This window comes from Ruegeria sp. AH12 (assembly GCF_056541465.1).
The window spans coordinates 1-24,599 of the sequence record NZ_JBQFYL010000008.1 but is presented as its reverse complement, the minus strand read 5'-3'; the positions used below and the strand labels follow the sequence as shown (position 1 = coordinate 24,599).

The following is a 24,599-nucleotide window of genomic DNA, read 5'->3' as shown; positions in this document are numbered from 1 at the left end:
AGGGGGCACGCCTATTCAGTGCCTCTTGGGGTTGAACAGGTCGAACCCGATCATTTCCCCGGTCAGCTTTGTCCAGACCTTGTGGTCGGTGAAGTATCCCGTATGCCCGCCGGGTGGAACGTCGATATTCCTGTCATTTGGAATGAGATTTCCGTCGATCCGAGTGCCGACGAAATCATCCTGCCGGAAGATGTTGAACCATGCCGCACCTAAGTCTTGTGGGTCGACGGTGAACATTTCGGGGAAATAACGCTGATAGATATGCGTCACCGGCGCACCCATCGTGATCAAGGTAACCGGGCGGCCCTTGATGCGCTTTTGCACCCGCTCATCCGCCAACATCTGTGTAGCGATCACGGTGCCCTGAGAATGTGAGATCACCGTGATGTGATCGGCAGGGAAGATATCCAGCGCATAGTAGAGCGTTCTGTAGAACCGCTCATCAATGGCGTGGCGGTCCGGGTAGTTGCTGCTTCGATTCTTTAGCGACCAACGCAACGCGCATTTATCGCGGATCGCATAGGTCACGATATCGCGGGCCACGCCCAGACCCGCCGCGACGACGTTCGAAAACCGATATAGGAAGGCGGTGGCGCCCAGCACAATCACACCAATCCAGCCTTGCGCTACGGTGAGTTTGCTCAGGCCGTTGCCTACGGCGTTGCAGGTTTTGTTGCCTTCGCCTGATTGCGCCACCCCCTCGGCGTTTGTCGTGGTGGTGCAATGGAGGTCGATTCCAAAGATCACGAGGGACAACTCGCTGACCGCCACGATGGACAGACTTATCGCCGCGATGAAGAACACCAACTGTGCCAACTGGTTCAGAATGGCCCGGCTCAGAAAATGATGCTTCTCGTGGAGTCTCGTCTTGCCCAGCTTGCGTCCGATAAACAGGCCAATCCCCAGTGCGACCAACAGGGCGATGGCGCCAAATGCGATGCTGAGCGTGTCGAGGGAGTTTCTCAGGTTCCCGGCGAATAACCCCTCGAGCGTCGGGTTTGACAGGCTGGGTACTGTTTTGAGCGTTTTTTCAAACGCAAGCCAAAGCCCGGATATGAAGAACATCCAGAAAACCAGCATTCCGGCGCAGATGCTGGGATAGAGCCGCCGATGTCCGTCCAGGCCATCCGAAACCTCAAGCTTCAGCAGCGAGATCAGATACAGGATGACCGTCAACAGAATCAGAAACGCCCAGATGCCGCCCAGACCCATCAGTTGAAAGACGACAAGCTGCTCTAGCGCAGAGCCGCATCCCGGCCCCTTGCCGTCTTCGTCGCACGGCAACGCCCAAAGCTCGAGACCATACGGCCCCGATATCAGAGCAGCTGTCAGTACTAGGCCGACACATCCGATGCCGCACCAGAACACGCGTCGCAGGTAGGTCGGGGCGGTCTTGAACCGTAGATACCCGGCCAGCGTTCCGCCCAAATAGATCAGCAGCAACAGCGTGAACAACACACCCCAGCCTTGAGCCAGCTCTGTTTTCAGCGATCGGATCATCACCGCGCCAGCGCCGATCAGAAGATATGAATTCAGTGTCGCGACCGCGCCGAAGAAAACCCAAGTGAACAGGTGAACGATTTTGGCCGCATAAGTGTTTCGAGAATTCTCTGCACCCGCTTTAATCCCCTTGCGCGCATGGGTTTGTTCCACATTGTCCATCGCCAGGTAGCCCAGTGCCAGAACCACCCAGATCAGGTCGATTGCCGTCTTGATAGCCCCTTTGGGCGCAGGCGAGCGATCCGCCCAGAAGACCTCGGCAAATAGGGCCTGATCCCGTGTGTCATTGGGTTTGGACACTTTGCGTAGATTGACCTTGAACAGCTTGGCGTTGCGGTGCGAGTCATCGAAATTTCTTTCGGCCAACTCGATCATCTCGCGCTCGACTTCGATGGGGGGTTGGGATTTTCCGTCCAACCACGTGGTTGCTGCGCCAACCACCTGATCCACGGTTTCACCGGGTTTCTGTTCGCCGATACCATGGACCGTCAGGACCAAATGCCGTCCCATACCAATAACTCCAATTCCTTTAACAATGGGGCAAGCTTAGCACGAAATCGCCAAAACCCCAAAGCAGGGGCTAACGGACCCTCTTGCGCTGGTTGCCTTGATCTGAAAGCCTTGATCCATGGCCATGATCGCAGTTGAAACACAATTCGGAAGGTTGGGCGTTGCCGAGGTGGACGGGGCGATCACCCGGTTGGTCTGGCATGGCCAGGATGACGGCGAAGCTACGCCCTTGCTGCGCGAGGCGGCAGCCCAGTTGCGTGCCTATGACGCCGGAGAGCTGACATGCTTTGATCTGCCCTATCACATCGAAGGGTCAGAGTTTCAACGGCAAGTCTGTGATCTGATGTTTGCCATACCACTAGGCGAAACCGTGACCTATGGCGAGATTGCTAAACAGCTAGGACAACCGGCTCAACCGGTCGGGCAGGCCTGCGGGGCCAACCCGATCCCGGTGATCATACCATGTCACCGGGTTCTGTCGGCAACGGGTCTGGGCGGGTTCTCGGGCGATGGTGGGGTCGAAACAAAGGTGGCCCTCTTGCGCCACGAAAAGGCGGCCGGCCTGTTGATCTGACACCCGGATTTCAGTTGCATTCCGGCGATCAGGTGCACAACTTATACAAGATACCGCAGTTGAGGGGATCTTATGATGACCGAGGCAGATCGCGCCGCTCGCAAGAAATCAATTGTTGATAAGCTGATGTCGCTGGAAGCACAGGAGCTTGCCACGGCACAGGCCCATTATGACGCCTTTCTCCAAGATGCTCAGCTGGACGACCGGGAAGCGCATGACAAAGATGATATCGCGTCCTCGCGCGAGAATGCGGATTTGGCCGCCGCTTTTGACGCACCTGTCCATGCCCATCACGCCAAGATCGATGTGATCGAAAACACTGATTTTGGTTTGACCGATACGGTTCAGCCGGGGGCTGTCATCAAGTTCAACAATCGCCGTTTCGTTGTTTGCGTCTCAACAACCCGTTTCGATGTGGATGGAAAGACTTATATGGGTATTTCAACGCAAAGCCCCATTTACCTCGCCATGGTCGGGCTTCAGGCGGGTGATGTCTTCACGCATAACGGAGCTGAGTTCGAGGTGCAGGACGTCATGTAGCCCGGCGCTGTGGTATGATCTGCTGTGCGATCCCGGCAAAGACCAGATAGAGGCTGGTTATCACCAGGCCCCAATGCGCCCAGCTTTCGGGGTGGAAATCAACCCAGGCCGCCCAGCCAGCAAAGAAGGTCCAGGCAAAAGCCATAGGAAGTGTCAGGCTGCGCCACCGCTCAGTCCGTATAGGGTGGACGAATTTGAGCGGTAGGAACATCGCGATCGACAGCAGCGTGACAAGGACAAGGCTGAACCAGAAGTTGGGTTCAAGCGCGAAGATCACGATCACAACCATGTTCCAGCATCCCGGAAAACCCGAGAACGAATTGTCTTTTGTCTTCATTCGGGTATCGGCAAAATACATCGCGCTGGCAAAGGTGATCACGATGATCGCAAACCAGCCTGTCCATCCGTCCATCAGGCCCGACTTAAACAAGGCATAAGCCGGGATGAACACATAGGTCAGATAGTCGATGATCAGATCCAGCAGCACGCCATCAAATTCGGGTGCGTTCTTTTTAACATGGTAGTGCCGCGCCAGCGGGCCGTCGATCCCATCGACAATGAACGAAACCACCAGCCAAAGATACATCAGGCTCCATTCCCCTTCGACGGCGGCCAGCATGGCCAACATGGCAAAAACGGCGCCCGTTGCAGTGAATAGATGGACGGCTAAGGCTTTGAATCTGAGTGTCATGCGAGTGTCATGTACGATGCGTGTCCAAGATGCAAACCAAAAGCCAGGTTGCGTGTCCTCCTGTCCAAGCAACCCGTTTGGTCGGGGTCAGGCCTTGGGATGCGCGCGGTTATAGACCTCCATCAGGCGCGCAGTATCGACGGCTGTGTAAGCTTGAGTGGTCGAAAGCGAAGCGTGACCGAGCAGTTCCTGAATGGCCCGAAGATCGCCGCCGGCAGACAGCAGATGCGTGGCAAAGCTATGCCGCATGGCATGGGGTGTTGCCGTTGATGGCAAACCCAGTTGCATCCGGGCTTTGGCCATCACCCCTTGAATGGCACGCGGGTTCAAAGCGCCACCGCGCACGCCGCGAAACAGTGGCGCTTCAGACGACTGAGGATGCGGGCAGAGCCGCAAGTATCGTGCGACAGCCTCGCGCGCGGCAGGGATCACTGGAACGATCCGTTCTTTTCCACCCTTACCGATGATGCGCAGGGTCTGAGGCAGTGGGGCATCGGCTCCGGTCAGGGACAAAGCCTCAGATATCCGCAAGCCGCAACCATAGAGTAGGGTGACAACCGCTACGTCTCTCGCGGCAACCCAATCTGATGTTGCCTGCAATTCGACCGTATCGATCATGGCCCGGGCTGCGTCCTCGGCCAAGGGACGCGGCAGTTTTTTGGTGAACTTGGGTGCGCGGGTGGTCAGGACGGCCGTGGGTTCAAACCCTTCCCGTTCGGCCAGCCATCGGTAGAAGCTTTTGACAGCCGAGAGTTTGCGCGCAAGCGACCGTGCGCCAACCCCATCAGCACGCAGTTGCGCCATCCAGGCTCGCATATCCGAGATCGAGATGCGCTCAAGTGCGGCAAGCCCCGGACGATCCCCTTGATGGAGTGTCATGAAGGACAGAAAATCAGTGACATCGCCGCGATATGCGATCTGAGTGTTGTCTGATCGTCCAGCCAGCGCACCAAGGCTTTCTAGCCAGTGCTGCAAGGCATCCCTGCACGCCGGTGAAATCAGGCTCACGACAGCCAGTGGCGCATCGAGCGTTCGAATACGCCTGCGAAGAAGGCCAGAAGATCAGTGCCAAGCTGAGGCGTGAAATGGCGCGGATCTGTGGCGCCCATCACGATCATGCCTGGCAGGCGGCCTGCACCCAGATTCAGCTTGAGGCATGCCTCGGACCGCAGATGGTCGGCGTCGCTGCCAAAGATGTGCGGGTTGGGCTGTCGGATTTCGCGCAAGGTGACATCGCGCACGGTGCTGCCGCGATCCTGCGAGAGGTATCTGTTGACGTAACCGGGTTCAACGACCGTCAAAACACCGCCCAGCTTATCGATTGCCGGGTCGTCTTGCAGGATGGCGGTTTCCAAAACCAGGGTGATCCGATCGACGCGCAGAATTTCGGGAACTTCATTGCCCAGGATGCGCAGAAAATCTTCGAACTCAACGGGTTCTAAGAGCCGCAGAATGGCGCGATGGATCTGATTGGTGCCGGCCAGGTTTTCATAGGCCGCCGCAATTACGGAACGATGCGTGTCTTCCAGCCGGTCCAACCGCGCTTCGAGCCGCTGCATGGCAATGCCACGCAAGTCGATCACGTTTTCACCACGCGCTTGTTCATTGGCGCTGACCAATGCCTGCATCAGGTCTTTGTCATCCAGCAAGGCGTCTGGTTTGGCCAGAATCGCAGCGCGAAGGCTGTCTTCTAGTTTTGGGTTGCTGCTCATGTCCCGTCCGGTCGGTATTTTTAGTTTTGGCGGCTTATAACATGATGGACCGGTTTTGCCTTGGGAAAAATACATCTTTTGATGGAATAATCGGCCCGTGTGGCGAGCGCTCCCGCCTGTTTGGCGCTGATCAGAGATCAGCCCCGCACAGTTGGGCGGGGCGCGGTGCCTGTCGGCACCGCGCGGTTGTGCAAAAGGATCAGAGGATTTGCTGACCGGTTTTGGCCCAATCGGCGAGGAAGGTTTCAAGACCTTTGTCCGTCAGCGGGTGATCGGCGAGTTTCTTGATCACGGCGGGCGGTGCAGTAATCACATCGGCCCCGATGCGCGCACTGTCGGTCACGTGGTTCACGGTGCGGATCGAGGCCGCGAGGATTTCGGTCTCGAACCCATAGTTGTCATAGACCTGACGAATGTCGGCGATCAGGTCCATGCCGTCGAGGTTGATATCGTCCAGACGACCGATGAAGGGCGAGATGAAGGTTGCGCCGGCTTTGGCTGCCAGAATTGCTTGATTGGTCGAGAAACACAGGGTCACGTTGACCATCTGGCCTTCGTCGCTGAGGGTTTTACAGGTTTTCAGGCCGGCCCATGTCAGCGGTACTTTGACCGCGATGTTCGGCGCGATCTTTGCCAGCTTGCGGCCTTCGGCGATCATGTCGTCGGCCTCGGTGGCGACAACTTCGGCGGACACGGGGCCGTCTATCAGATCACAGATCTCTTTGGTGACTTCCAGAATGTCGCGGCCCGATTTCAGGATCAGCGAAGGGTTGGTGGTTACGCCGTCGACCATGCCCAGGTCGTTCAGTTCGGCAATGGCGTCGATCTCGGCGGTGTCTACGAAGAATTTCATGCTGGCAGTCCTTTGATGGGTTGGCCTTGGTCGCGGATGGCTTTACCTCAAAGAGACCCCTGCTGGAACCCCCTGCATAGGATATGCTGTGAGCGCTAACGGATTTTTCGACGAAGGAGAGCTGGTTGCGGTGCTGACCACGCAGCCGCTGGACCGGACGTTGGACTACAAGGCACCCGAAGGTGGGTGCTTTTTGGGCGCGTTTGTTGAGGTGCCGCTGGGGCCGCGCAAGGTGTTAGGTGTGATCTGGGGGCCGGGGCAGGGCGGTTTCGATCTGTCCAAGGCGCGGTCCGTGATCCGGGTGCTTGAAGTTGCGCCCATGCGCGAAGAGATGCGTGTGTTTCTGGGGAAAGTGGCGGATTACACTCTGACACCGATGCCCGCGATGCTTCGTCTTGCGACCCGCGCACCGGGCTTGAGTGATCCGCCGTCTATGCGCAAAGTCTACCGGTTGGGTACGTCTGAACCGGATCGGATGACCGATGCCCGCACCCGGGTGCTTGAGGTGTTGAAAGAGTATGGCGGGCTAGCCTTCACGTTGAAAGAGCTGGCCGAGCAGGCCGGGGTAACGACCTCTGTCGTCAAAGGGTTGGTCAAACTGGGTACTGTGCGGGAAGAGGAGAGCCCGCGCGATCTGCCCTATCCGCATCTGAACCCGGATTTGCCGAGCAAACAGCTGACGGACGACCAGGCCGCGGCGGTCGCCTCGTTGAAAGATGGTCAGCGCGCAGGTGATTACGGCACCACTTTGCTGAAGGGCGTGACGGGCTCAGGCAAGACTGAGGTGTATCTGGAGGCCGTAGCCGAGGCGCTGCGGTTGGGGCGCCAAGCGCTGGTTCTTCTGCCCGAGATTGCCTTGACCGCAGAGTTTCTGACTCGCGTAGAGGCGCGCTTTGGTGCGCGACCGGCGGAATGGCATTCGGGTGCAACCATGACCGAACGACGCCGTGTCTGGCGGATGGTCGGGCAGGGTGATGCACAACTGGTCGTCGGTGCGCGATCAGCTCTGTTTCTGCCGTTCCGCGATCTGGGGCTTGTTGTGGTCGATGAAGAGCATGACACATCCTATAAACAGGAAGACGGGGTGCACTATAGCGCCCGCGATATGGCGGTTTTGCGGTCCGCCATTTGTGGCGCGCGTGTGGTTTTGGCCAGCGCGACGCCCTCGCTGGAAAGCTGGGCAAATGCTGAGGCGGGCAAGTATGAAAGGTTGGATCTGACGTCCCGCTTTGGCGCGGCGATGCTGCCCGAAATGAGATCCATTGATATGCGGGCCGAACCGCTGCAACCCAACAGCTGGATCTCACCGTCCTTGCGGCAGGCTGTGCAACAACGGATTGAGAAAGGTGAGCAGTCCCTGCTGTTCATCAATCGCCGCGGCTATGCACCGGTTACTCTGTGCCGGGCTTGCGGCAGCCAAATTGCATGCGATCATTGCGACGCACGGATGGTGGAACATCGTTTTCTCAAACGCCTCATGTGCCATCAGTGTGGTGAGACGAAACCAATGCCTGACGTTTGTCCGTCGTGCGGGGTCGAGGGCAAACTGGCGCCGGTGGGGCCGGGGATCGAGAGGCTGGCGGAGGAGGCCGAAGCCACCTTTCCTGACGCCAACATCACCATGCTGAGTTCCGATCTGTTCGGCTCGGCCCGCGCGTTGAAGGCAAAGATCGAGGAGATTGCTGCAGGGGAGGCGGATATCATCATCGGCACCCAACTGGTGGCCAAGGGGCATAACTTCCCCAAGCTGACATTGGTCGGCGTCATTGATGCAGACCTTAGCCTGCATGGGGCCGACCTACGCGCCGCCGAGCGCACCTTTCAATTGATGCGACAGGTGGCGGGCCGAGCAGGGCGTGCGGATAAGCCGGGGCAAGCCTTGTTGCAAACCTTTCAACCCGAACACCCGGTGATCAGGGCGATCTTGTCGGGGGATGAGGAAGGGTTTTGGAAAACCGAAGCCGCCGCGCGGCAAGCCGCAGGTGTGCCGCCTTATGGGCGCATGGCGGGTATCGTCTTGTCCGGACCCGAGGTTGGACCGGTGTTCGATATGGGCAATGCCATGGCCCGCAACGATGGGCCACTGCGCGAGATCGGGGCGCAGGTCTATGGCCCGGCCCCCGCTCCTATAGCGCGTATTCGCGGACGTCACCGAGTGCGTCTATTGGTCAAGGCCCCGAAAGGGGCTCCGATACAAGACGGCATCGCCCGCTGGATCGCGCCGCTGCGGCTGAAAGGTGATATTCGTCTGACGGTCGATATCGACCCGCAAAGTTTCTACTGATCTCTGCACCTGTGCAGACCCATTGTGCGTTCAGTGCTTTCCTCTCGCCAAACCTGATAAATGGGCGTAGAGGGACTCTCATGCTGAAACCCATGCCCCTTGCCGAAGCGCAAAGCCTGCCATTCTGGCGTCGCCCGATGACGCTCCTGTTCATGATGGCGTTGATGATGCCGATTGCATTCAACGCATGGAGTGCTTTGCTGAACAACTTCGTCATCGAGGTGGCGAATTTCGATGGGGCCGACATAGGTCTCTTGCACACGGTGCGCGAAATACCCGGGTTTTTAGCCGTTGGTGTGATTGCGGTGATCATTTTCGTCCGCGAGCAAGTGTTGGCCATGATCTCGCTGATGATGCTGGGTGTGGCGACTGCGGTGACGGCATGGTTCCCCAGCCTGGGCGGGTTGCTATTCGTGACTTTATTTAGCTCGATCGGCTTTCATTACTACGAAACGGTAAACCAGTCGCTTCAGCTGCAATGGTTGCCCAAGGACCGCGCTCCGCAGGTCCTGGGCTGGCTTGTGGCCATGGGGTCGGCTGCAACGGCGGTGGTCTATGGGCTGATCGTGTTGACATGGGATCGGTTCGATCTGTCCTACAATACCGTGTTTTTGGCCGCCGGGGGTGTAACCGCTTTGTTGGCCCTGTTCTGCTTACTTGCGTATCCGCAGTTCGACGCGCCGACACCACAGACAAAGAAGCTTATTCTGCGCAAACGATACTGGCTGTATTATGCGCTGCAATTCATGGCTGGGGCCCGGCGTCAGATCTTTGTCGTCTTTGCGGGCTTCATGATGGTCGAGAAATTCGGGTTCGAGGTGCACGAACTGACTAGCCTGTACCTGATCAATCTGGTGATCAACATGGCCGCCGCTCCGATGCTGGGCAAAGCCGTGGCCACATTTGGCGAGCGACGTACGTTGATCTTCGAATATAGCGGTCTGGCGATTGTTTTCGCAGCGTATGGCGGCATCTATTGGTTTGGCTGGGGCGTTTTGCTGGCGGCTATCCTTTATGTGATCGACCACGTTCTGTTTGCTTTGGCGCTGGCGCTGAAAACCTATTTTCAGAAGATCGCGGACCCCGCGGATATCGCTCCAACTGCTGCAGTGGCCTTCACCATCAACCACATTGCGGCGGTGTTCCTGCCTGCGCTGCTGGGCCTGCTTTGGGTCGTGTCGCCCGGAGCCGTCTTTGGCCTGGCGGCTGCAATGGCCATGATCTCGCTGCTGCTGTCGCTGCTCATCCCGCGCCACCCTGAACCAGGGAACGAAACCATCCTGTCCAAATACGCCCCGGCCCCTGCGGAATAGGTGCCAATGCTTGACCTTGGCGGGCCCACGCCCTAGGCGCTGTCCCGACTAAGACAGGAGGTCCCCATGCCCACATTCACCGCGTTAACGACGCTGACAGGCAAAACTGCCGCCGAAGGTCTGGGCGAGGCGATGGAGCGTTTGGACCCAGAACCAACCGGTGTTGGTGTGTTCGAGGTCGAAGACGGCTCGGGCCTTTGGGAAGTTGGGGGGTATTTCACTGAAGCACCAGATGAGACGGCCCTTGCGGTTTTGGCCGCTGCGTTTGAGGCCAAACCCTTTGTCGTTTCGGAACTGCCTGAAACCGATTGGGTCGCTCATGTGCGGCGTGAATTGGCCCCGGTCGAAGCGGGCCGCTTCTTTGTCTATGGCAGCCACGATGCGGACAAGCTGCCCGAGGACCGGATTCCGTTACTGATCGAGGCCGCGATGGCGTTTGGCACAGGTCATCACGGCACCACGCTTGGCTGTTTGAAGGCGCTGGATCGTTTGCTGGATGACGGCTTCAGCGCTACAAAGGTTGCCGATATCGGATGTGGCACCGCCGTTCTGGCTATGGCCGCAGCACGTGTTTGGGATGGCGAGATTCTGGCCAGCGACATCGATCAGGTGGCGGTTGATGTGGCCGAGGCCAACCTGAAGGCCAATGGAATGGCCGGAGCCGTTCGCTGTGTCGAGGCGGCGGGGTTCGACCATCCTGAGCTTATATCTGCCGCGCCTTATGACCTGATATTTGCAAATATCCTCAAGGGCCCGCTGGTGGCCTTATCACCGGAAATTGCCGCGAATCTCTGTACGGGGGGGTACGCAATTTTGTCGGGAATCCTCAACGAACAGGCTGATGATGTCGTGTCTGTTTATTCTCAGAATGGATTTAATCTGGCTGACAGAAGTGAGATTGGTGAATGGACGACGCTAATCTTAAGCAAACAAGGCTCAATTTAGACCATTTACAGGAGTTTTGTGGATTTTTGCCACGGTTTTGTCGCATTCTCTACTTACCGTTTTTTGATCAACTCGATGGGGGGCGGTTTTGTGGAGGCTGCCATGACGACAAAACAACTGGAATTCAATCAGCGCGTACATCGCCTGAACAAAAAGCATCACAAGATGAGCCGAGGCTATCGCGCGACGATGCGCAAGGATGGCTTGGTGGTTATGAAACCACAGCGGGTTCGATCAGCTGTTCCGGCCAAAGTGTTAATATTTTGCTTGCTTGGCTTTTTCGGGTTCAAAGCATTCTTGCTATCCAGCCTAGGGCCGACGGGCTATCAGTTTCGGATCGATAGCCTGAATCAGGGCACATCGGTTGAACAGGCTGGTGCATGGGTCATGCAGATCGATCCCTTGTCCGAAGCGCTGGCGATTCAGTTGAACAAGGTTCTCTACTGATACAGTTCGGTTTTAGACGTCCAGAATAGAAAAACACCGCGCGCTGATCAGCACGCGGTGTTTTCTTTTTGCCCCATAGGGAGGAGAAGGGGCGGTTATGCGGTCGCCGATATTACCGGCGGCCTTCGGCGATCATGTCGATGTCGCCACGGCACAGGCCGATATCTTCCAGCTCGCGGTCCGTCAGGCCAGTCAGCGCTTTGCGTGTTGCGCGGGCGTCGTTCCATTCAGCAACGACATTGAATGCCGATACAAAAAGCGCGCCGATACGGCCAACGAGGCCGAACGAGCCAGTGGTGGCGATGCGGGTGGTGTCCAGTGCAGCCATATCCTGTTTCCTTCTGGTTTGTGTTTCATTTCGATCTTGCGATCTGCCGGGCATTTAGTGCTGCCAAATCGCCCGCACAAGATCATTTTTTGCATATTTCCTATGCAATAACTGCAAGCCTCATCTTCAACATGTTTAAGCCGTAATTCGCTTAAATTATTGGTTAATTCGCGTTCACAAATTGGTCGAAAACAGACTATTCGAAGTCGCAATCGACGCGTGGCGTCGTTGGCAGGACAAAGCTGTCGGTTTTTGTCCATAGACCAATTCGCTTGGAAAATGTTCACGCTTCGTGCTAGGCGTTGAAAAAAGATCACATAACCCGAGCAGGCCGAGGCATAACATGCGAATTTTGGGCATTGATCCGGGGTTGAGAACCTTGGGATGGGGCGTCATCGAATCGCATGGCAGCCGCCTGAGCCATGTTGCGAACGGGTTGTGCAAATCAGATGGCGACGATTTGGGTGAGCGGCTGCTGTCGTTGCATAACCAGATTGTAGAAGTGATTGCCGAGCATCAGCCGGATCAGGCTGCAATCGAACAGACGTTTGTGAACAAGGACGGGGCAGGGACACTTAAGCTGGGTCAGGCGCGGGGTGTGGCGCTGTTGACTTTGGCTCAGGCGGGTTTGCCGGTGGGGGAATACGCGCCCAACCGGGTCAAGAAGACCGTGGTTGGTGTCGGGCATGCTGAGAAAGAGCAGGTCCTGCACATGGTCAAACTGCAACTGCCCGGCTGTTCACCAAAAGGCGCGGATGCGGCGGATGCGCTGGCGATTGCAATTTGTCATGCGTATTACGGTAAAACCCAGCAATCGCGTTTGAAAGAGGTGGGTGCATGATCGGCAAGCTGACAGGGCGTCTGGACTATCGCGCAGCGGATCATGTCCTGATTGATGTGCGTGGGGTCGGCTACATCGTCTATTGCTCGGACCGAACCATGGCAGCCCTACCTGGGGTGGGTGATGCGGTCTCGATCTACACCGACATGGTCGTGCGCGAAGACCTGATGCAGCTGTATGGGTTCCTGTCTCTGGTCGAGAAGGAGTGGCACCGGTTGCTCTGCTCGGTTCAGGGCGTTGGGGCGAAGGTATCCTTGGCTATTCTGTCGGCGCTTGGCCCCGACGGCGTCAGCCGTGCGATTGCACTGGGCGATTGGGCAGCAGTGAAAGCAGCCAAAGGCGTCGGGCCCAAGACCGCGCAGCGTATTGTATTGGACCTCAAGGACAAGGCGCCCGGCGTCATGGCCATGGGTGGAACGGTAACCGAGGCGATGGATGGCCCCGCGCTTGAGGTGGTTGAGTTAACGGAACCAGCCCCCGCGCCGAAACGCGTCGCGAAACCGGCCTCTGGATCAGCAGCGGCATCGGCGGGCGCGTTGTCTGCCTTATCCAATCTGGGTTACGGACCTTCCGAGGCGGCCTCTGCCGTGGCCGAAGCGGCGGCCAACCTGCCAGAGGCGGATGAGGCTGAACTGATCCGAGCTGCGCTGAAATTGCTGGCACCAAAGGGTTGAGTGAATGGTAGACGCTGATCCCACCCTGCGCCCTGATCCTCTGCCCGAGGATAATGACCGCGCCTTGCGACCTCAGGGTCTAGATGAATTCATCGGTCAGGCCGAGGCACGTGCTAACCTGCGCATCTTCATCCAATCCGCAAAACAGCGGGGCGAGGCGATGGATCATACGCTGTTCCATGGCCCTCCGGGATTGGGTAAAACTACGCTGGCCCAGATCATGGCGCGTGAGTTGGGCGTGAACTTCCGCATGACATCCGGCCCGGTTCTGGCCAAGGCAGGCGATCTGGCCGCGATCCTGACCAATCTGGAATCGCGCGATGTGCTGTTCATCGACGAAATACACCGTCTGAACCCGGCGGTTGAAGAGGTGCTCTATCCCGCGATGGAAGATTTTGAGCTAGATCTGGTCATCGGCGAAGGCCCCGCTGCGCGGACGGTTCGGATCGAGTTGCAGCCGTTTACGCTTGTCGGGGCGACCACGCGGATGGGTTTGCTGACAACGCCGCTACGCGATCGTTTTGGTATTCCAACACGTTTGCAGTTCTACACGGTCGATGAGTTGCACGAGATCGTCACCCGCAATGCCCGCAAACTGGGCGCTCCGGCGGATGAGGACGGCGCGCGCGAGATTGCGCGCCGGTCACGCGGAACACCCCGGATCGCCGGGCGGTTGCTGCGCCGGGTGGTAGATTTCGCCATCGTCGAAGGCGATGGCCGGATCACACGTGAACTGGCCGATGGAGCATTGACGCGGTTGGGCGTCGATAATTTGGGGCTGGACGGGGCAGATCGACGCTATCTGAAGCTGATTGCTGAGAATTATGCGGGCGGCCCGGTTGGTATCGAAACGCTCTCGGCTGCGCTGTCAGAGAGCCGGGATTCGCTGGAAGAGGTGATCGAGCCCTATCTTTTGCAGCAAGGTTTAATCCAACGCACCCCGCGTGGGCGGATGTTGGCACAAAAAGCGTGGACACATCTGGGAATAGCCCCGCCACGCAGCCAGAACGATCTGTTTGGTTGAAGCGGCGCACTTAAGATTTTATGCCTCTCAGTGAGAGTATTTTCAAAAAGACAAAGGGCTGGGCGTGACTCCGGACGAGATCGAAGCGCTGTTTACCCGCGAAAGCGGTGAGTTTTTGTTTGCGCGTTGGGGGCGACCCATCGTGCCCATCGTGTTTGGGGTCGAGGATGAAACGCTTGCAACCGTGAAAGGTGCGTTTGAGGCGGTTGTGACGTTGGCCGGTCACAAGATGGCCGAGACCGACCCCGAGCTCGGTGCCAATTGCATGGTGTTCTTTTTTCGAGATTGGCAGGAACTGCTTGAGGTGCCGGATCTGGATCGTCTGATCCCTGACCTCGGGCCATTGGTCGAACGGTTGTTGGCCGCTGAGGCCAATCAATACCGGATGTTCCGGTTCGAAGAGGATGGCGCGATTCGCGCCGCGTTTGTTTTCCTGCGCATGGATAAGGAATTGTCCAAGGTGCCGGCAGAAACCCTTGCGCTTAGTCAGGTGGTGCAGACGATCCTTTTGTGGTCGGATACCGCGTTTCGGGCGCAATCTCCACTGGCAGTTACAGCAGGTGCCACGATCCTGCGGCCAGAAATTGCTGCACTGATCCGCGCCGCCTATGACCTGGTTTTGCCGGGGGCGGCGCAGGATGCCTCGCACGCTTTACGTCTGTTTGCCCGGTTGGAGACATTGCAATGAAACACACCTACCCGGTTCGCGTGTACTATGAAGACACCGATATGGGCGGTGTCGTCTATCACGCAAATTATCTGCGATATATCGAGCGCGCCCGCTCCGATTGGGTGCGCAAACTGGGCAATGACCAGAATGCGATGCGTGAACAGGGCATCGTCTGGGTCGTGCGGCGCGTCGAGGCGGACTATCTGGCCGCAGCGCGTTTCGAGGATGAACTGGTTGTGGAGACTGAGATGGTTTCGCTCTCTGGTGTGCGGCTGACCATGTCGCAGCTGGTGAAACGGGGTGAGACCGAGATCTTCCGGGCCGAGGTAACCGCGGTGTGCATGAATGCACAGGGCAAGCCCGTGCGCCTTCCGGCAGAGATTCGCGCATTGATGTAACAATTTTTGGACCAAGGGTGGTTCTGTTGGCTTTTCAGCCCCAACTGCGTTAGCGTTTGTCAAAACAAGGCCAAATCAACGGCCGTTCAGGCAAAAACAAAGAGCAGGTTCATGGAAGCTGAAACGCTGGCGCTGGCGCAGGAGATCGATTTCTCCATGTGGGGGCTGTATGCCCGCGCGACCTTTATCGTCAAACTGGTGATGCTGATGCTGATCGCGGCATCGATCTGGTCCTGGGGCATTATCATCCAGAAACTCATCAACTATCGCGCGGCTCGGCGCGAGGCGCAGGTGTTTGATGAACATTTCTGGTCCGGCAACCCGCTGGATGAGCTGTTCGAGCAGATCGGCTCGCAGCCCGATGGCAGTTCCGAGAAGATATTCGCCGCCGGAATGATCGAATGGCGCAGGTCGCATCGCACGGATGGGGGACTGATTGCCGGGGCAACGGCCCGGATTGACCGATCGATGGATGTGGCCATCGCGAAAGAAGCGGAGACACTGCAGAAAGGTCTTCCGATCCTCGCGACCGTAGGCTCGACTGCGCCGTTCATAGGTCTATTCGGTACGGTCTGGGGCATCATGAACGCCTTTATCGAGATTGCCGAGCAGCAGAACACCAACCTGGCGGTTGTGGCGCCCGGGATTGCCGAGGCTCTGCTGGCGACCGGTCTGGGCCTGTTGGCCGCGATCCCGGCGGTGATTTTCTACAACAAGCTCAGTGCCGATAGCGATCGGATCGTTGGCGGTTACGAGGCCTTTGCAGATGAATTCGCCACTATCCTGTCGCGTCAGTTGGACGGCTGAGCGATGGGCGCGGCGATTCAGCAGAACTCTGGCAGCAATGGGCGCAGGCGTGGGCGGCGGCGTGGCCGCGCGCAACCGATGGCCGAGATCAACGTGACGCCTTTTGTCGATGTCATGCTGGTGCTGTTGATCATCTTCATGGTGGCAGCGCCTCTGCTGACCGTTGGGGTGCCGGTTGATCTGCCGAAGACCGCCGCAAGTGCTTTGCCCGGCGACAGTGAAGAACCGCTGACCGTCACATTGACCGCCGACGGTCGTATTCAAATTCAGACCACCGATATTCAGCGCGAGGAATTGATCGGAAGGCTACGTGCCATCGCAGCCGAGCGCAGCAGCGATCGGGTCTTTCTGCGCGCTGACGGAGCAATCCCCTATGCGCAAGTGATGCAGGTGATGGGCGCGTTGAATGCGGGCGGGTTTTCGAATGTGGGTCTTGTGACGGATACCGGCGGGCCGACGCTGGACGATGGGTAAAGGTGGGGTCGCGCGGTGGATACCGGCACCAAAATCTCGGCGATTGCGCATGTCGGGCTAATCAGCTGGGCGCTGTTCGGCGGCACCTTCCGGTCCGAACCGTTGCCGATGGCTGTGCAGGATGTGTCTGTGATTTCGGCTGAGGATTTTGTAGCGATGACCGCGCAGACAAATGCGCCCGAAGTGCCGACCTCACCCGGTACATTGGAACAGCCGCCAGAGCCCGAGACCGAAGCCAACGCGCCCGAGGTGACACCGGAAGAACAACCGCGCCCTGAGCCCGTAACGCCATCTGAGCCCGAGCCCGAGGTTCAACCAGAAACGGTTGAAGTTCCGCCCGAACCGGAGCTGCCCGAAGAACCCCCGACACTGACGGAACCAGAAACGACCGCTTTGGTTGCGCCTCCGGGCCCCGAGGCGCAGCCCAGCCCGTCTGAGCGGATCGCACCCGAACCCGTCGCGCCACCACCGCCCGAGGCGAAGCCGGATGAGGTGGAAACACCCCCCGTCTCATTGGACGAAGGTGCCGAAACTCAGCAGGAACAACAGGATCAAACCGCTCCTGAAGAGGCCGCACCTGAGATCGTCACAGAGGCCGAAGAGAGCGATGAGCAAGCGCCGCTGACGTCGCCGCGTCCGCGTGTGCGCCCAAATCGCCCTGCGCCTGCTCCGGAACCAGAAGTGGCGGAAGCCCCGGAACCGACCCCTGAGGTGCCAGCGCAGAACAATGATGATGCAATCAACGATGCCCTTGCCGAGGCTTTGTCCGAACCCGCGGCACCGTCTGGCCCGCCGCTGACGAGCGGTGAGAAAGATGCGATGCGTGTTGCGGTGTCGCAATGCTGGAATGTCGGCTCTTTATCGACCGATGCACTGAACGTTGTTGTTGTGGTCGGGTTTTCACTCAATCGTGATGGAACGGTCGTAGGGGGTAGCGTTCGCTTGCTGGACAGCTCTGGCGGGTCGGCGGGAGCTGAAAATCAGGCTTATCAGGCCGCAAGACGAGCAATTTTGCGCTGTGGTGCGCGTGGATACGATCTGCCTGCTGACAAATACGATCAGTGGCAGGATATTGAGATTACATTCAATCCCGAGAGGATGCGGATCAAATGATGAAACTTCTGACCAGCCTCGTCCTTGGTCTGACCCTGATGTCGGCCCCGGTTTACGCCCAGAGCGGCCCGCTGCGCCTGGAAATCGATGAAGGGATCATCGAGCCGATGCCCTTTGCGGTTCCAAATTTTGTGCCCGATGGACCAACCGCGACGCAATATGCAGCCGATCTTTCCCGCGTTGTCGCGGCAGACCTGACTGGAACGGGGCTTTTCCGCGAAATCTCCTCGGACGCATTCATTAGCCGCGTCAGCAGCTTTGATGCACCGGTGCAGTTTGCCGATTGGAAAGCGATCAATGCGCAGGCACTGATAACCGGGGCGGTCAATGTCTCGGGCAAGCGGCTGACGGTGCGGTTCCGGGTCTGGGATGTGTTCTCAGGTCAAGAACTGGGCAACGGGCTGCAGCTTGCCGGAACCACAGATGGGTGGCGGCGCATGGCACATAAGGTTGCCGATCAGGTCTATAGCAGGATTACGGGTGAAGGGGGCTATTTTGACAGCCGCGTGGCGTTTGTCTCGGAAAGCGGCCCAAAGAATCAACGCCTTAAACGTTTGGCGATAATGGATTATGACGGAGCAAGTGTTCAGTACCTGACCGACAGTTCCGCGATCGTTCTAGCCCCGCGCTTTTCGCCTACCGGGGATCGGTTGCTATACACCAGCTATGAAACGGGCAGCCCGCGTATCTATTTGCTGGATGTCGGCAGCGTGCGGCGACAGGAGTTGAATACGCAGGGTGGCACCATGAGTTTCTCGCCCCGCTTCTCACCGGATGGAAGGTCAATTGTCTATTCGCTGATCCAGGGCGGTAACACCGACCTTTGGAAGATGGATCTGGCCTCGGGACAAAGTACGCGGCTTACCAATACGCCAGCGATTGAAACAGCGCCCAGCTATTCGCCCGACGGCAGCCAGATTGTGTTTGAAAGCGACCGTTCGGGTACACCACAGCTGTATGTCATGCCCGCAAATGGGGGCGAGGCAACGCGGATCAGCTTTGGTCAGGGCCGCTATGGCACGCCGGTCTGGTCGCCGCGCGGAGATTTGATCGCGTTCACCAAGCAAAACAAAGGCCGGTTTCATATCGGCGTGATGCGCACCAACGGGGACGAAGAACGCCTGTTGACATCGTCCTTCTTGGATGAGGGGCCAACATGGTCCCCGAACGGGCGGGTCATCATGTTCACCCGTGAGACACAGGGCGCAAGCGGTCGGGCGACGCTCTACTCAGTGGATATCTCGGGGCGGAACCTACGGCCAGTACGAACACCTGACGGTGGCAGCGACCCGTCATGGGGTCCGTTACAGAATTGATTGCTGCAGATGTGCGGGAACGTTCACAAGAAACTGCCTCTGTGGTAGACAGGCGGCAACGAACAAAACAACGAGGCACTTGAGATGAACATATTGGGCAAAATCCTGGCGCTGGGCGCGCTGAGCGTGGTTGCAGCTTGCGCAAACAATGATCCTTCGGCTCTGGGCGGTGGCGGTCCTGGTGGCAGCGGTTCGATTGTTGCGGGGTCACCCAGTGACCCGCGCTCGCCTGCGTATTTCCAGCAAACGGTCGGGGATCGCGTCTTGTTTGCAGTGGATCAGTCGACTCTATCGCCGCAAGCTCAGACGGTTCTACAAGGGCAGGCCGAGTGGTTGATGGCGAACCCTGACTATGTGGCCACGATCGAAGGACATGCTGATGAGCAGGGCACGCGCGAATATAACCTCGCGTTGGGCGCACGCCGCGCCAATGCCGCGCGTGAGTTCCTGATTTCGCGCGGGGTGGCTGGCAACCGATTGACCACTGTCAGCTATGGCAAAGAGCGCCCGATTGAAATTTGCAGCACCGAGGAATGCTATTCCAAGAACCGCCGCGCGGTAACAGTGCTGACTGGTTCGACCTTGGGGTAAGACGATGAGACTTGCAGGATGGGTTTTAGCCGCAGTTGTCGCAACAGCGGGCGTGGCGCAAGCGCAGGATCAGCAGACGCTGGCGGATATCCGGCAGGAGTTGACGGTGCTGCACGTGGAAATTCAGCGCTTGAAGCGCGAGTTTTCCACCACCGGCTCTCCGGCGCCGAACCTTTCCGGCAGTTCTGTCCTTGAACGCGTCGACGCGATTGAGGCCGAGCTACAACGCCTGACGCGTCAGACCGAGCAATTGAACCAGCGGGTGCAAAACATTGTGACCGATGGAACCAACCGGATTGGGGATCTTGAATTCCGCCTTTGTGAGTTGGAGACCAATTGTGAAATCTCTGGCGAACCAACTAGTACACTGGGTGGCGAAGACACCGGTTCGGGCACTGCGGTCATAGCACCGGCCACACCTAGTGTGACCGAGCAGGCGGAACTGGCCGTTGGCGAGCAGGCGGATTTCAACGATGCGTCGCAGGCGTTGGCCGATGGTGATTTCCAGACCGCCGCGACCAAGTTTGCGCAGTTCGACACGTCCTATCCCGGCAGCCCTTTGGCGCCCGAGGCGCATTTGAAACGTGGGCAAGCGCTGGAAGGTTTGGGTGACACGCGCGAAGCGGCACGCGCCTTTCTTGCCAGCTTCACCGGCGATTCCGAAGGGGCAGTTGCGCCCGAGGCTTTGTATGAACTCGGCGCGGCGCTGGGCCGTCTGGGTCAAACCGATCAGGCCTGCATCACGCTCAGTGAAGTTGGCGTTCGGTTCCCAGCCTCTGGTCCCGCGTCAAATGCCACACAGGAAATGGCGTCACTGGGGTGTTCTTGAGCCGGACCCCGAACAGCCTGACATCCGATATTCGCGCCCGGCTGCCTGAACGGCTGCCGCAACGTCTGGGTGTTGCTGTTTCGGGTGGTGGTGACTCGGTGGCATTGATGCACCTTCTCGCTGAAATCGCCGCGGATGAAGGGACTGCGCTATATGCAGCCACGGTTGACCATGGCTTGCGACCAGAAGCGGCCGAAGAGGCCCAAATTGTAGCGCGGCAGGCGGCTGATTTGGGGCTAAAACACGATATCCTGAAGTGGCAAGGCTGGGACGGCTCAGGCAATCTGCAGGATCAAGCGCGGCAGGCGCGGTATGCATTGCTGGCCCAATGGGCGCATGCCAATAGTATCCCTGCGATTGCGTTGGGTCATACTGCGGATGATCAGGCAGAAACCGTGCTGATGCGGCTGGCCCGCTCCGCAGGGGCGACAGGCCTTGCAGCCATGCCAAATTCGCATGTCCGGGAGGGTGTCACCATTCTGCGCCCGATGCTTGGGACCACCCGCCATAGCTTGCGTGACTATCTATCGGATAAGGGGCTGAACTGGATCGAGGATCCATCGAATCAGGACAAAAGATTTGACCGGATCAAAGCCCGAAAGGCGCTTGCTGAGCTGTCTCCGCTGGGGATCACGCCCGAAACCTTGTCGCGTGTCGCCAGCAACCTTTCCCAAGCGCGTGAGGCGCTGGACCTGTTTACGCAGGAATCCGCCCGGAAGGTCACGGGTGTAATCGACGGGGATGTTTGTGTGGATCGGGCCGCGTTCCAAACCTTGCCAGCCGAGATCAAACGTCGACTACTTGTCGGTATCCTCGGCTGGATTTCAGGGCCAGGATATCCCCCGCGTCAGTCTGCTGTGGACCAAGCCATAGAAGCGCTGGACAATGGGGAAGCGGGATCGCTCAGCGGGTGTCTGCTGGTGCCACAAGCCGCGAACACTTGGATTTGTAGAGAGTTTCAGGCCGTTGCCAACCTGAAAGCGCGCCCCGCCGTGCGCTGGGATGGGCGCTGGGTTCTGTCCGGGCCGGGGACTAACGGATTTGAAATCCGTGCGCTGGGTGAGGCCGGGCTTGCCTCGGTTCCCGATTGGCGTGCAGCGGGGCGTCCGCGCCTTGCATTACAATCCTCACCAGCGATCTGGCACGGTGATGAATTGCAGGCGGCGCCTTTGGCAGGCTTTCCCAATGGCTGGACCGCAGAACTGGCACCGGAATGGCCCGAGTTTTACGCGTCGTTTTTATCGCATTGAACCTGCGCCAATCCTCTCTATTTTAAGAAGCAACTCGGCAAATACCCGTTTGCCGAAATCTTTTGGGAGAATTTCCTTGGGCAACGCTCGCAATATCGCCTTCTGGGTCGTTCTGTTCTTGCTGATCCTTGCACTGTTCAATTTGTTCAGTGGACCGGGCGGAACACTTCAGAGCAATGAACGCACCTATTCCGACTTTGTCAGCGCCGTGCAAAACGGTGAAGTCAAGAACGTGACGCTGGATGGTGAGCAGATCCGCTACACCACCGAAACCGGCGGAACCTACGTGACGATCAAACCCGGCGATGCCGAGGTCACAAAGCTGCTGATCGACGAGAACATCCCGGTGCGCGCTGAGAAACAACAGCAATCGGGCTTTCAATCGTTCCTGATCACTCTGCTGCCCTTCCTGCTGCTGATCGGTGTCTGGGTCTATTTCATGAACCGGATGCAAGGCGGTGGCAAAGGTGGTGCCATGGGCTTTGGTAAGTCCAAGGCCAAGATGCTTACCGAGAAACATGGCCGCGTGACGTTTGATGACGTTGCAGGCATTGATGAGGCCAAGGAAGAGTTGGAAGAGATCGTGGAATTCCTGCGCAACCCGCAGAAATTCTCACGCCTCGGCGGTAAGATCCCTAAAGGCGCGCTGCTGGTTGGCCCTCCGGGTACTGGTAAGACGCTGCTGGCCCGTGCGATTGCGGGAGAGGCGGGTGTGCCGTTCTTCACCATCTCGGGCTCTGACTTTGTTGAAATGTTCGTGGGTGTCGGTGCATCTCGTGTCCGTGACATGTTCGAACAGGCCAAGAAGAATGCGCCCTGTATTGTGTTCATCGACGAGATCGACGCCGTTGGCCGCCATCGTGGTGCGGGTTATGGCGGTGGTAACGATGAACGCGAACAGACCCTTAACCAGTTGTTGGTCGAGATGGACGGGTTCGAAGCCAATGAAGGCGTGATCATTCTGGCCGCGACTAACCGCAAGGATGTGTTGGACCCGGCTCTGCTGCGTCCGGGCCGTTTCGACCGGAACGTTACTGTTGGGAACCCCGATATCAAAGGCCGTGAGAAGATTCTTGGCGTGCATGCGCGCAAGACACCTTTGGGCCCCGACGTCGATCTGCGCATTATCGCGCGGGGTACTCCGGGCTTCTCGGGTGCCGATTTGGCGAACCTCGTGAACGAAGCCGCGCTGATGGCCGCCCGTGTGGGTCGTCGCTTTGTCACGATGGAGGATTTCGAGAACGCCAAAGACAAGGTGATGATGGGGGCCGAGCGCCGCTCGATGGTGCTGACCCAGGACCAGAAGGAAAAGACCGCGTATCACGAGGCCGGTCACGCCGTAGTTGGCTTGGAATTGCCGCTGTGCGATCCGGTTTACAAGGCAACGATCATTCCACGTGGTGGCGCGCTGGGTATGGTTGTGTCGCTGCCCGAAATGGACCGTCTGAACTATCACCGGGATGAATGCGAACAAAAGCTGGCGATGACCATGGCCGGTAAAGCCGCTGAAGTCATCAAATATGGTGAAGACCACGTCTCGAACGGCCCAGCCGGTGACATCATGCAGGCCAGCCAGCTAGCACGCGCGATGGTGATGCGTTGGGGTATGTCGGACAAAGTCGGCAACATCGACTATGCAGAAGCGCATGAGGGGTACTCGGGCAATACAGCCGGGTTCTCGGTCTCGGCGCATACCAAAGAGCTGATTGAGGAAGAGGTAAAGCGCCTGATCCAGCAGGGATATGAGCACGCCTACAAAATCCTGACCGACAAGAACGAGGCGTGGGAGCGTCTGGCCCAGGGTCTGCTGGAATACGAAACCCTAACAGGGGATGAGATCAAGCGCGTCATGAATGGCGAGCCGCCCAGCGAAGGCGACGATGAGGGCGACAAGCCGGATGAGGGCAGCGCGCCGAGCGTTACCGCCATACCTAAGACCAAAGCTAAGAAATCTCCACCCGAAGGTGGTATGGAGCCTGAACCAACCGCATAATTCAGAAAACCCGGAGCCCGTCTCCGGGTTTTTTCTTTTCATCGCTGCATGCATGCGCATTATGCGCGCGAGGCACGATAGAGAAGGATAGCCCATGCCGTTTTTGCGCGAAACAGAGTATTCAGCCGAGGTGCTCTGGTTAGGTCATGTCCCAGCAGGGGCATCCTTGCGTGCACACGCGGTCGACGCTTTGCAACTTGGATTTGGGGGTGTTCAGGGTGAGCGCCATGAAGGGCTCAATCGCGCGTCCTGTGTTCGGGTTGGGAACCTTTACCCAAAGGGAACTGAAATCCGAAATGTGCGTCAGCTGTCGATTTTGTCTGTTGAAGAACTGGACAAGATCGCCGCCGAGATGAGGCTTGATCAGTTGGATCCGTCTTATCTGGGCGCTTCGATTGTTCTAAAGGGAATCCCTGACTTTTCGCATATTCCACCTTCATCGCGATTAAAGGGCGACGGTGATGTAACGCTCACAGTCGATATGGAGAACGCGCCCTGCATCTTGCCGGGACGTGAGATTGAGGCGGAGCACGCCGGCCACGGGGCAGGGTTCAAGCCCGCTGCGAAAGGGCGTCGCGGTGTGACTGCATGGGTCGAGCGGCCCGGTGAATTACGTGTTGGCGGCAGGATGAAACTGTTTGTTCCCGATCAACCGATTTGGGCGCCATAGGTGGCCTGGGTTTCCGATTAGAAACGACGGAATCGACCTAACGCCGTTTCGCGGCATGAATATGTCGGAATCCATAGCCATTGGAATTGTACACAACGGTATGTGTTGCTCAGCATCGGCGCGCCGCGCCGTATTTACACGGCATTCAATCAGGGACCCTGCCCAATGAGTTACAAATCCGACATTGAGATTGCCCGCGAGGCGAGGAAGAAGCCGATTCAGGAAATTGGTGCGAAGCTGGGCATTTCCAGC

Annotated in this window: 26 protein-coding genes; 20 read left to right on the top strand and 6 right to left on the bottom strand. The window is 58.0% G+C overall.

The window, feature by feature from the left end; all coding sequences use genetic code 11:
- Window positions 1-15: 15 nt before the first annotated feature.
- On the bottom strand, window positions 16-2,010 hold the full coding sequence (locus ACR0EL_RS13180) for an alpha/beta hydrolase family protein (protein ID WP_480500358.1): 1,995 nt from the start codon (window positions 2,008-2,010) through the stop codon (window positions 16-18).
- Window positions 2,011-2,128: 118 nt separating this feature from the next.
- Here ACR0EL_RS13180 and ACR0EL_RS13175 point away from each other — a divergent pair, with 118 nt between their 5' ends.
- Both ACR0EL_RS13175 and ACR0EL_RS13170 read left to right on the top strand, forming a co-directional pair.
- Window positions 2,129-2,584 (top strand): methylated-DNA--[protein]-cysteine S-methyltransferase, encoded by a 456-nt coding sequence (locus ACR0EL_RS13175; RefSeq protein WP_353012422.1) that lies wholly within the window; start codon window positions 2,129-2,131, stop codon window positions 2,582-2,584.
- A 75-nt stretch (window positions 2,585-2,659) separates the two neighbouring features.
- Window positions 2,660-3,124, top strand: a complete 465-nt coding sequence (locus ACR0EL_RS13170) for a hypothetical protein (RefSeq protein ID WP_480500357.1) — start codon at window positions 2,660-2,662, stop codon at window positions 3,122-3,124.
- Here ACR0EL_RS13170 and ACR0EL_RS13165 read toward each other — a convergent pair.
- The 4 genes from ACR0EL_RS13165 to fsa form a co-directional block, all read right to left on the bottom strand.
- Window positions 3,117-3,815, bottom strand: a complete 699-nt coding sequence (locus ACR0EL_RS13165; protein ID WP_480500355.1) for a CDP-alcohol phosphatidyltransferase family protein — start codon at window positions 3,813-3,815, stop codon at window positions 3,117-3,119. The genes ACR0EL_RS13170 and ACR0EL_RS13165 overlap by 8 nt on opposite strands.
- 87 nt (window positions 3,816-3,902) lie before the next feature.
- Window positions 3,903-4,823: a tyrosine recombinase XerC gene (locus ACR0EL_RS13160; protein ID WP_480500354.1), complete on the bottom strand. Its 921-nt coding sequence runs from the start codon at window positions 4,821-4,823 to the stop codon at window positions 3,903-3,905.
- Window positions 4,820-5,527: a DUF484 family protein gene (locus ACR0EL_RS13155; protein ID WP_480500352.1), complete on the bottom strand. Its 708-nt coding sequence runs from the start codon at window positions 5,525-5,527 to the stop codon at window positions 4,820-4,822. Before ACR0EL_RS13155 ends, ACR0EL_RS13160 begins: the two co-directional genes overlap by 4 nt.
- A gap of 199 nt (window positions 5,528-5,726) precedes the next feature.
- The gene (fsa, locus tag ACR0EL_RS13150; protein WP_480500350.1) at window positions 5,727-6,380 is read right to left on the bottom strand and encodes a fructose-6-phosphate aldolase; all 654 of its coding nucleotides are present in this window, start codon (window positions 6,378-6,380) and stop codon (window positions 5,727-5,729) included.
- A gap of 88 nt (window positions 6,381-6,468) precedes the next feature.
- Between fsa and ACR0EL_RS13145 the strand changes: the two genes are divergently transcribed.
- The 4 genes from ACR0EL_RS13145 to ACR0EL_RS13130 all read left to right on the top strand — a co-directional run bounded on the left by ACR0EL_RS13145 (window position 6,469) and on the right by ACR0EL_RS13130 (window position 11,369).
- Window positions 6,469-8,664 (top strand): primosomal protein N', encoded by a 2,196-nt coding sequence (locus ACR0EL_RS13145; RefSeq protein ID WP_480500349.1) that lies wholly within the window; start codon window positions 6,469-6,471, stop codon window positions 8,662-8,664.
- A gap of 80 nt (window positions 8,665-8,744) precedes the next feature.
- Entirely contained in the window at window positions 8,745-9,977 is a 1,233-nt protein-coding gene (locus ACR0EL_RS13140; protein ID WP_480500347.1) for an MFS transporter, read from the top strand.
- A 66-nt stretch (window positions 9,978-10,043) separates the two neighbouring features.
- A complete protein-coding gene (locus ACR0EL_RS13135; protein WP_480500346.1) occupies window positions 10,044-10,922 on the top strand; it encodes a 50S ribosomal protein L11 methyltransferase in 879 nt (292 codons plus the stop codon).
- Between the two features lie 102 nt (window positions 10,923-11,024).
- Window positions 11,025-11,369 carry a hypothetical protein gene (locus tag ACR0EL_RS13130; protein WP_480500345.1) on the top strand — a complete coding sequence of 115 codons (345 nt, stop codon included), beginning with the start codon at window positions 11,025-11,027 and terminating at the stop codon, window positions 11,367-11,369.
- A 112-nt stretch (window positions 11,370-11,481) separates the two neighbouring features.
- On the opposite strand, the gene ACR0EL_RS13125 is transcribed toward ACR0EL_RS13130, so the two are convergent.
- Window positions 11,482-11,697 (bottom strand): DUF1127 domain-containing protein, encoded by a 216-nt coding sequence (locus ACR0EL_RS13125; protein WP_170531057.1) that lies wholly within the window; start codon window positions 11,695-11,697, stop codon window positions 11,482-11,484.
- Between the two features lie 343 nt (window positions 11,698-12,040).
- Here ACR0EL_RS13125 and ruvC point away from each other — a divergent pair, with 343 nt between their 5' ends.
- The 14 genes from ruvC to ACR0EL_RS13055 all read left to right on the top strand — a co-directional run bounded on the left by ruvC (window position 12,041) and on the right by ACR0EL_RS13055 (window position 24,347).
- Complete coding sequence (gene ruvC / locus ACR0EL_RS13120; protein ID WP_353012451.1) at window positions 12,041-12,538, top strand: crossover junction endodeoxyribonuclease RuvC; 498 nt, start codon at window positions 12,041-12,043, stop codon at window positions 12,536-12,538.
- On the top strand, window positions 12,535-13,212 hold the full coding sequence (ruvA, locus tag ACR0EL_RS13115; protein ID WP_480500343.1) for a Holliday junction branch migration protein RuvA: 678 nt from the start codon (window positions 12,535-12,537) through the stop codon (window positions 13,210-13,212). The genes ruvC and ruvA overlap by 4 nt, the downstream gene beginning before the upstream one ends.
- A gap of 4 nt (window positions 13,213-13,216) precedes the next feature.
- A complete protein-coding gene (gene ruvB, locus ACR0EL_RS13110) occupies window positions 13,217-14,236 on the top strand; it encodes a Holliday junction branch migration DNA helicase RuvB (protein WP_480500342.1) in 1,020 nt (339 codons plus the stop codon).
- Between the two features lie 64 nt (window positions 14,237-14,300).
- Window positions 14,301-14,924, top strand: coding sequence for a hypothetical protein (locus ACR0EL_RS13105; RefSeq protein WP_480500341.1), 624 nt, complete (start codon window positions 14,301-14,303; stop codon window positions 14,922-14,924).
- On the top strand, window positions 14,921-15,304 hold the full coding sequence (gene ybgC / locus ACR0EL_RS13100; protein WP_353012462.1) for a tol-pal system-associated acyl-CoA thioesterase: 384 nt from the start codon (window positions 14,921-14,923) through the stop codon (window positions 15,302-15,304). The genes ACR0EL_RS13105 and ybgC overlap by 4 nt, the downstream gene beginning before the upstream one ends.
- A 111-nt stretch (window positions 15,305-15,415) precedes the next feature.
- Window positions 15,416-16,111 (top strand): protein TolQ, encoded by a 696-nt coding sequence (gene tolQ, locus ACR0EL_RS13095; RefSeq protein ID WP_353012465.1) that lies wholly within the window; start codon window positions 15,416-15,418, stop codon window positions 16,109-16,111.
- 3 nt (window positions 16,112-16,114) lie between these two features.
- Window positions 16,115-16,585, top strand: a complete 471-nt coding sequence (tolR, locus tag ACR0EL_RS13090) for a protein TolR (protein WP_480500339.1) — start codon at window positions 16,115-16,117, stop codon at window positions 16,583-16,585.
- Between the two features lie 15 nt (window positions 16,586-16,600).
- Window positions 16,601-17,698 (top strand): energy transducer TonB, encoded by a 1,098-nt coding sequence (locus ACR0EL_RS13085; RefSeq protein ID WP_480500338.1) that lies wholly within the window; start codon window positions 16,601-16,603, stop codon window positions 17,696-17,698.
- A complete protein-coding gene (tolB, locus tag ACR0EL_RS13080) occupies window positions 17,695-19,014 on the top strand; it encodes a Tol-Pal system beta propeller repeat protein TolB (RefSeq protein WP_480500337.1) in 1,320 nt (439 codons plus the stop codon). The genes ACR0EL_RS13085 and tolB overlap by 4 nt, the downstream gene beginning before the upstream one ends.
- Before the next feature lie 84 nt (window positions 19,015-19,098).
- Complete coding sequence (pal, locus tag ACR0EL_RS13075; protein ID WP_170531039.1) at window positions 19,099-19,605, top strand: peptidoglycan-associated lipoprotein Pal; 507 nt, start codon at window positions 19,099-19,101, stop codon at window positions 19,603-19,605.
- A gap of 4 nt (window positions 19,606-19,609) precedes the next feature.
- Window positions 19,610-20,434, top strand: a complete 825-nt coding sequence (ybgF, locus tag ACR0EL_RS13070; RefSeq protein WP_480500336.1) for a tol-pal system protein YbgF — start codon at window positions 19,610-19,612, stop codon at window positions 20,432-20,434.
- Window positions 20,431-21,684, top strand: a complete 1,254-nt coding sequence (tilS, locus tag ACR0EL_RS13065; protein ID WP_480500335.1) for a tRNA lysidine(34) synthetase TilS — start codon at window positions 20,431-20,433, stop codon at window positions 21,682-21,684. Before ybgF ends, tilS begins: the two co-directional genes overlap by 4 nt.
- 76 nt (window positions 21,685-21,760) lie before the next feature.
- Window positions 21,761-23,677, top strand: coding sequence for an ATP-dependent zinc metalloprotease FtsH (gene ftsH / locus ACR0EL_RS13060; RefSeq protein WP_480500334.1), 1,917 nt, complete (start codon window positions 21,761-21,763; stop codon window positions 23,675-23,677).
- Window positions 23,678-23,771: 94 nt separating this feature from the next.
- Entirely contained in the window at window positions 23,772-24,347 is a 576-nt protein-coding gene (locus ACR0EL_RS13055; RefSeq protein WP_480500333.1) for an MOSC domain-containing protein, read from the top strand.
- The last annotated feature ends 252 nt before the right edge of the window (window positions 24,348-24,599 follow it).

Excerpts from the sequence above, each read along its gene's own strand:
- fsa (WP_480500350.1), bottom strand. The coding sequence starts at position 6,380 with ATGAAATTCTTCGTAGACACCGCCGAGATCGACGCCATTGCCGAACTG.
- ACR0EL_RS13135 (WP_480500346.1), top strand. The coding sequence starts at position 10,044 with ATGCCCACATTCACCGCGTTAACGACGCTGACAGGCAAAACTGCCGCC.
- ruvB (WP_480500342.1), top strand. The coding sequence starts at position 13,217 with ATGGTAGACGCTGATCCCACCCTGCGCCCTGATCCTCTGCCCGAGGAT.
- ybgC (WP_353012462.1), top strand. The coding sequence starts at position 14,921 with ATGAAACACACCTACCCGGTTCGCGTGTACTATGAAGACACCGATATG.
- ACR0EL_RS13175 (WP_353012422.1), top strand. The coding sequence starts at position 2,129 with ATGGCCATGATCGCAGTTGAAACACAATTCGGAAGGTTGGGCGTTGCC.
- ACR0EL_RS13130 (WP_480500345.1), top strand. The coding sequence starts at position 11,025 with ATGACGACAAAACAACTGGAATTCAATCAGCGCGTACATCGCCTGAAC.
- ruvA (WP_480500343.1), top strand. The coding sequence starts at position 12,535 with ATGATCGGCAAGCTGACAGGGCGTCTGGACTATCGCGCAGCGGATCAT.
- tolQ (WP_353012465.1), top strand. The coding sequence starts at position 15,416 with ATGGAAGCTGAAACGCTGGCGCTGGCGCAGGAGATCGATTTCTCCATG.
- ybgF (WP_480500336.1), top strand. The coding sequence starts at position 19,610 with ATGAGACTTGCAGGATGGGTTTTAGCCGCAGTTGTCGCAACAGCGGGC.
- pal (WP_170531039.1), top strand. The coding sequence starts at position 19,099 with ATGAACATATTGGGCAAAATCCTGGCGCTGGGCGCGCTGAGCGTGGTT.
- ACR0EL_RS13125 (WP_170531057.1), bottom strand. The coding sequence starts at position 11,697 with ATGGCTGCACTGGACACCACCCGCATCGCCACCACTGGCTCGTTCGGC.
- ACR0EL_RS13055 (WP_480500333.1), top strand. The coding sequence starts at position 23,772 with ATGCCGTTTTTGCGCGAAACAGAGTATTCAGCCGAGGTGCTCTGGTTA.
- ACR0EL_RS13140 (WP_480500347.1), top strand. The coding sequence starts at position 8,745 with ATGCTGAAACCCATGCCCCTTGCCGAAGCGCAAAGCCTGCCATTCTGG.
- tolR (WP_480500339.1), top strand. The coding sequence starts at position 16,115 with ATGGGCGCGGCGATTCAGCAGAACTCTGGCAGCAATGGGCGCAGGCGT.
- ACR0EL_RS13165 (WP_480500355.1), bottom strand. The coding sequence starts at position 3,815 with ATGACACTCAGATTCAAAGCCTTAGCCGTCCATCTATTCACTGCAACG.
- ruvC (WP_353012451.1), top strand. The coding sequence starts at position 12,041 with ATGCGAATTTTGGGCATTGATCCGGGGTTGAGAACCTTGGGATGGGGC.
- ACR0EL_RS13170 (WP_480500357.1), top strand. The coding sequence starts at position 2,660 with ATGACCGAGGCAGATCGCGCCGCTCGCAAGAAATCAATTGTTGATAAG.
- ACR0EL_RS13155 (WP_480500352.1), bottom strand. The coding sequence starts at position 5,527 with ATGAGCAGCAACCCAAAACTAGAAGACAGCCTTCGCGCTGCGATTCTG.
- ACR0EL_RS13180 (WP_480500358.1), bottom strand. The coding sequence starts at position 2,010 with ATGGGACGGCATTTGGTCCTGACGGTCCATGGTATCGGCGAACAGAAA.
- tolB (WP_480500337.1), top strand. The coding sequence starts at position 17,695 with ATGATGAAACTTCTGACCAGCCTCGTCCTTGGTCTGACCCTGATGTCG.